Annotated in this window: 5 protein-coding genes; 3 read left to right on the top strand and 2 right to left on the bottom strand. The window is 68.3% G+C overall.

The genetic code is table 11. The features are described 5' to 3' along the window. A partial coding sequence (locus ACNPM4_RS02845) for a serine/threonine-protein kinase (RefSeq protein ID WP_448984637.1) occupies window positions 1-948 on the bottom strand: 948 nt, incomplete at its 3' end. 137 nt (window positions 949-1,085) lie between these two features. Here ACNPM4_RS02845 and ACNPM4_RS02840 point away from each other — a divergent pair. Both ACNPM4_RS02840 and ACNPM4_RS02835 read left to right on the top strand, forming a co-directional pair. Beyond that, window positions 1,086-1,481: a hypothetical protein gene (locus ACNPM4_RS02840; RefSeq protein ID WP_372468961.1), complete on the top strand. Its 396-nt coding sequence runs from the start codon at window positions 1,086-1,088 to the stop codon at window positions 1,479-1,481. Window positions 1,482-1,533: 52 nt separating this feature from the next. Further along, window positions 1,534-3,234 (top strand): long-chain-fatty-acid--CoA ligase, encoded by a 1,701-nt coding sequence (locus ACNPM4_RS02835; RefSeq protein ID WP_448984636.1) that lies wholly within the window; start codon window positions 1,534-1,536, stop codon window positions 3,232-3,234. Between the two features lie 208 nt (window positions 3,235-3,442). Here the strand turns inward: ACNPM4_RS02835 and ACNPM4_RS02830 are convergent, their stop codons facing one another. After that, entirely contained in the window at window positions 3,443-4,126 is a 684-nt protein-coding gene (locus tag ACNPM4_RS02830; RefSeq protein WP_448984635.1) for a DUF6766 family protein, read from the bottom strand. Between the two features lie 457 nt (window positions 4,127-4,583). On the opposite strand from ACNPM4_RS02830, the gene ACNPM4_RS02825 reads away from it, so the two are divergent. Next, window positions 4,584-6,069, top strand: a 1,486-nt coding sequence (locus tag ACNPM4_RS02825; protein WP_448984634.1) for a glycoside hydrolase family 65 protein, incomplete at its 3' end; no start/stop codon positions are given.

Here is a 6,069-nt window from a genome sequence, read left to right as displayed (position 1 = left end):
GGGGGCCGGCGATGACGCGGCGCCCGCTGCGGCCATCGCGGCGACAGTGGCCGGGACGGCAGGACGCGGAGGCGCAGGAGGTGCCGGACGCGACGATGCTAACGGTGCCGTCGCTGCCGTCGCGAGTGCCGACGAGGCAGCGAAGACCTCCGAGGCGCGCGGCCGATCGCCGGGGTCCGCTGCCAGCATCCGGGTCAGGAGGGTGGACCACTCGGATCCCAGCGCCGCCGGCACCTCCGGCGTCTCGATGAGCCGGGCCATCGCGGCACCGATACCCTCGGCCTCCGGGAAGGCTCGCGCACCGGTGAGGGCCTCGAGCAGCACCAGCCCCAGCGAATAGATGTCGGCGGGCGGAGCGGGCGGCTCCCCTCTCAACTGCTCCGGGGCGAGATACGCCGCGGTTCCGATCACGAGCCCGGGGGTGGTGAGCCGTGCAGCATCGACGAGGACGGAGATCCCGAAGTCGGCTAGTTTCGCCCCCGACCGGCTGCCGGCGAGCGGCGTCCGCGACATCAACACGTTCGACGGCTTGATGTCGCGATGCACGATGCCGGCGCCGTGCACGACATGCAGCGCCTCGGCGAGGTCCGCTGCGAGCCGGGCCACCTCGGCCGGTGCGAGCGGCCCCTGCGCGATGCGGGCGGACAAGGTCGGCCCATCGATGAACTCCATCACCAGGTACTCAGCTCGCCCCGGGACGAGCTGCGCGTCATAGAGCGTGACCAGGCCGGGGTGATTGAGCGAGGCGAGCACCGTCATCTCGCTGCGCGCACGACCGGATGACTGGGCGTCGTCCATCTCCTCGCGCAGCATCTTGATCGCCACGGTGCGGCCGAGGAAGATGTCGTCGGCGCGATACACGCGGGCCATACCGCCCTGCCCGACGCATTCCTGCAGCTGATAGCGCCCATCGAGCAGCGCTTCGGTAGGAAGCGAGTCATCGGTCATCGTCGAATCCTCCTGACGCCCGTCGGGTATCGGGCGGCGAACGCCCACCTTACGGATTCGACGCGCTCGAGGCTCGGGCCTTGACACGAGCGCCCACACACCCCCGGTACTGTTTTCTCAGGAGAACGGAGCCGATCATGGATGCTGCCGATGCGATCGGGCTGATCGCCGAGATCCTGTCGTGGATCGGCCTCGGGGTCGGTCTCCCCCTGCTTCTCATCGTCTTCCTGGTGAAAGTGCACGATGGCCGCTGGGTGCCGCATGAGGTCTTCATCCTCGAGGACGACGGCCGCGCCCGTGCCCGATGGTTCACCGCCGGCGACTTCTGGGAGCGCCCGCTCCGCGCCGACGAATCCGGCCACTGGCAGGGCCGCGAAGAGGTCGATGCGTTCGTCAGCGAACACCACCCCAGCCTGATGCGATTCGAACCCCGCCGCCCTCTCCTCCATGCCGTCCAGGTGCTCGGAGTCACGCTCGCCAGCGTCGGTGCTGCGGCGGTCACGCTCTCGATCATCCTGCTGTTCGTGGGGTGAATCGACGGCGGCCGGCCTGACAGGCACCGGCATTCCCCGGCAGGATGGAGGCATGGCCGTTCCTCCCCTCTCTTCACGCCCCTGGCTCGATTCGTACGCGGAGGGCGTCCCCGCGGAGATCGACGAGCCGACGCAGACCCTCCCGGAGATGCTGTCGGCGAGCGTGAAGGCGTTCGGCCGGCGTCCGGCACTGGATTTCTTCGGCGCGGTCACGACGTACCGGGAGCTCGGGGAGCAGATCGAGCGAGCCGCCGAAGGTCTCCGGCGGCTCGGGGTCGGCAAGGGCGATCGCGTCGCCCTCGTGCTTCCCAACTGCCCGCAGCATGTCGTGGCCTTCTATGCGACTCTGCGACTCGGCGCGATCGTGGTCGAGCACAACCCCCTCTACACGCCTCGCGAGCTGCGACACCAGTTCGAGGATCACGGCGCGCGCGTCGCCATCGTGTGGGACAAGGCCGCCGACATGGTCGCCGGTTTTCCCGCAGACCTCCGGGTCGAGCACATCGTCAGCGTCGACATCACCGCGGCGATGCCCCTCTCGAAGCGCGTCGCGCTCCGTCTCCCGGTACCCAAGGCTCGTGAGGCACGAGCGAAGCTGACCGGCACGCCGAAGGCACGGCACCTCGTCGCCTGGAGGACTCTCGTCGACCACCGACGGCTCTCGCGACGCGTGCCCGGTCCCACGTTGGGCGACACCGCACTGCTGCAGTACACGAGCGGCACGACGGGCGTTCCGAAGGGTGCGATCCTCACGCACTCGAACCTCCGTGCCAACGCGATGCAGGGGCGGGCGTGGGTACCAGGGCTCGTCGACGGCGAAGAGACGTTCTACGGCGTGCTGCCGCTGTTCCACGCGTACGGCATGACGCTGTGCCTCACGTTCGCGATGAGCATCGGCGCGCGGCTCGTCCTGTTCCCCGCGTTCGATCTGGGGCTGGTCACCGCCGCGGCGCGCTCGACTCCGCCCACCTTCCTTCCTGCCGTGCCGCCGATCTATGACGCTCTGGCTCGCGCAGCAGCCCGCGGGACCATCGATCTCTCGACGGTCCGCTTCGCCATCTCCGGCGCGATGAGCCTTCCGGTCGCGACGGTGAAGCGCTGGGAAGAGGCGACCGGCGGCCTCCTCGTCGAGGGCTACGGCATGACCGAGAGCTCGCCGGTGGCACTCGGCAATCCGATGGGGCCGACCCGTCGTCCCGGCACCGTCGGCGTGCCCTTCCCGAGCACCGAGATCCGCGTCGTCGACCCCGAGGACACGAACGTGGACATGCCCGCCGGCGAGCGCGGAGAGCTCCTCATCCGTGGGCCTCAGGTCTTCCAGGGCTACTGGGGGCGTCCGGGCGAGACGGCGGATGCGCTGCTGGCAGACGGCTGGCTCCGCACCGGAGACATCGCCGAGGTCTCGGACGACGGGTTCGTGAGCATCGTCGACCGCCTCAAGGAACTCATCATCACGGGCGGGTTCAACGTGTCACCCAGCGAGGTGGAGGACGTGCTCACGGCGCACCCGGACGTCACCGCCGCCGCCGTCGTCGGCCTTCCGAGACCCCATGGCGGAGAGGACGTCGCCGCCGCGGTCGTGCTCCGCGAGGGTGCCACCCTCGACGTGGATGCGCTGCGCGACTTCTGCCGCACCAGGCTCACGCCCTACAAGGTGCCGCGCCGCATCACCGCCGTCGATGAGCTGCCGCGGTCGCTCATCGGCAAGGTGCTGCGCCGCCAGGTGCGGGATCAGCTGCTCGAGGATCGCTGAGGGGTCACACCACCCTCAGTCCAGGCGCGACGAGAGCTCCTCGGCGAGCTGAGCGAGATCTCTCGCGGCGTCGGCGAGTCGTCTGACCTCCGCATCGAGGGCAGCCAGCCTCGACGGCGGAGCGTCGTGGCTGCGCGCGATCTGCAGGTTGGCGCGAAGGTTCAGCGAGGTGCCGGTCGGGATCCTCTGCGGGCATCCTCCTTGCCCTTCACTCGGATTCCACGCTGGCGACATGATGCGGAACCCCGACGGGCTTCGACTCGCTCGAGCCGCGCTGGCGCAGGTAGATGGCGAAGGCGACCATCGCTCCGACGGCGAGGAACTCCGATTGCCAGTTCTGCAGGGTGCGATTCCAAAACTCCGCGGAAACCACGTAGTCGCCCCAGGTTTCGGGCGGCAGTCCATGCATCGCGTTCTCCTCGTTCGCCACCACGTGCCCCGCGAGCGACTGCGCCAGCCACGACAGCAGGAATATGGTCCCCATGGTCAACAGCAGCGAGTTCGAATAGACCCATAGACGCACCCCACCGGCTTTCGCCCACCGCGGCGAGTCCGCTCGCGCGTGGACACCGACCATCTGGTCTTCGTCCGTGCCGACGCCTTCGTCTCCGGGCTTCTTGGACTCTGCCGAGCCGCGCTGGATCAGCCAGATCGTGGCGAAGATGAAGAGGAAGAACTGCAGGAACTCCGACTGCCAGTTCTCCGCGACGTCGACGAGGAAGTCGGAGGAGGTCACGAAATCGGTGTATGCCACCGCTGCCTGGCCATGCTGGGCGAGCTGCTCGTTGTTGTACACATACCCGGCGATCGATTGGCCGACGATCGTGACCAGGAAAATGGTCAGGAAGGCGAGACTCAGGCTGCTGTTGCGGACGAATTCACGCACCTTCATCACCGTCCTGCCAGCGGCAGCACAATCATGACCACCAATCCTCCGACGATGATCACCATCCACGACCAGAAGGCCGCTCGCATGGCGGCCGTGACTACCGCGTTGTCGGACATCTCACTCCCTCATCGAGGCGATGAGCAGCGGGAGTCTCGGACGATCTCGCTTGCCACCGCCTCGCCCATGGTGGCTCTTTCTCGTCGCCGCTGCGAGGGGGTTGAACCGACAGGATCGAGTTGCTAGCCGCCCCGTCACCGGCATCCGCGGCGAACCGGCTCTGCACCTCTAGCCGGTTCGCCCAGAGCGGGTCAAGGCGTTGGCACCCTCGTGGCGTCCTGGGCATGCTGAATCCATGACGCGACATCGACGAGGCCCGCGAATCAGCCAGCGGTCGTCATCGGATACCAAGTCCTCCGGGCCGCGCTTCGAGGTCGCGCCGTGGAGCATCGCGTTGGACGGCATGGACATCACGCGCCTCGCACACGACGAGTCGATCTTCGGGTTGTCGAACGGGCACGTCGGGTGGCGCGGCAACCTCGACGAGGGGGAACCCCGCGGGGTCGCCGGCAGCTACCTGAACGGCATGTTCGAAGAGCATCCGATGCCGTACGCCGAAGAGGGCTACGGATATCCACAGTCCGGCCAGACCGTGATCAACGTGCCGAACGGACAGATCATCCGGCTCCTCGTGGACGACGAACCGTTCGATGTGCGGCGCGGCGAACTCCTCCATCACCGCCGGAGCCTCGACTTCCAGGACGGCACCCTGCACCGCGAAGCCGAGTGGATCTCACCGACGGATCGGCATGTCCGGATCGATTCGACCCGCATCGTGTCGTTCTCGCGCCGCTCGATCGCGGCAGTGCGCTACCGCGTGCAGGCCGTTTCCCACGAGATCGCGGTCACGATCCAGTCGGAGGCGTTGCCGAACGAACCGCTTCCGATCACACACTCCGATCCCCGGGTGCAGGAACTGCTCAAGGCACCACTCGTCGGCGTCGACTCCGCCGTGATCGGCACCGCCGCGACTCTCCTTCATCGAACACGGGAGAGCGGGCTCTCCGTGGCGGTGAGCACGGACCACTCCGTGACCGCGTCCGGCACCGTCGAGCCGACCCTGGTCACCGAAGCGTCTCAGGACCTCTCGCGGACAACCGCCCGCGTCGTCCTCGCCCCCGGCGAGCACGTCGAGCTGATCAAGTTCGTCGGCCACGAGTGGTCGGCGACGACATCGCCCTCTGCTCTCCGAGACCGCGCGGAGGCGGCCGTCGCCGATGCCCGACGGACCGGGTGGGATCGGCTCGTCGACGAGCAGCGAGAGCGTCTCGACGACTACTGGGCGTGCGCCGACGTCGAGGTCGAGGGTGAACCGCGGCTGCAGCAGGCCGCGCGATACGCGCTCTTCCAGGTCTTCCAGGCATCCGTCCGCGCGGAACTCCGCTCCGTTCCCGGCAAGGGTCTGACCGGCTCAGGATACGAGGGCCACACCTTCTGGGACTTCGAGGCCTTCGTGCTCCCCGTGCTCACCTCCACCGCCCCGCATGCGGCCGAGCAGGCACTCCGCTGGCGGCATTCGACGCTCGAGCACGCCCGGGAACGCGCACGGCATCTGCACCTCCGCGGTGCTGCCTTCCCCTGGCGCACCATCGACGGGAGGGAGAGCTCGGGATACTGGCCCGCGAGCACGGCGGCCTTCCACGTCAACGCCGACATCGCCGGCGCCGTGGTGCACTACGTCCGCGCGACGGGCGACCAGGCCTTCGAGCGCGAGGCCGGCCTCGAGATGCTCGTCGAGACCGCTCGGCTGTGGGTGTCGCTCGGTCACTGGGACTCCGCCGGCGCCTTCCACCTCGATGGGGTGACGGGTCCCGACGAGTACTCCGCGATCGCCGACGACAACGTGTACACCAACCTCATGGCGCAGCGGAATCTGCGGGGAGCCGTGG

This window comes from Microbacterium umsixpiens, assembly GCF_053543675.1.
The sequence above is the reverse complement of the archived record's forward strand: the minus strand, read 5'-3'. Positions and strand labels throughout refer to the sequence as shown.

Coding starts and splice junctions, on each gene's coding strand:
- ACNPM4_RS02840 (WP_372468961.1), top strand. CDS start 1,086: ATGGATGCTGCCGATGCGATCGGGCTGATCGCCGAGATCCTGTCGTGG.
- ACNPM4_RS02835 (WP_448984636.1), top strand. CDS start 1,534: ATGGCCGTTCCTCCCCTCTCTTCACGCCCCTGGCTCGATTCGTACGCG.
- ACNPM4_RS02830 (WP_448984635.1), bottom strand. CDS start 4,126: ATGAAGGTGCGTGAATTCGTCCGCAACAGCAGCCTGAGTCTCGCCTTC.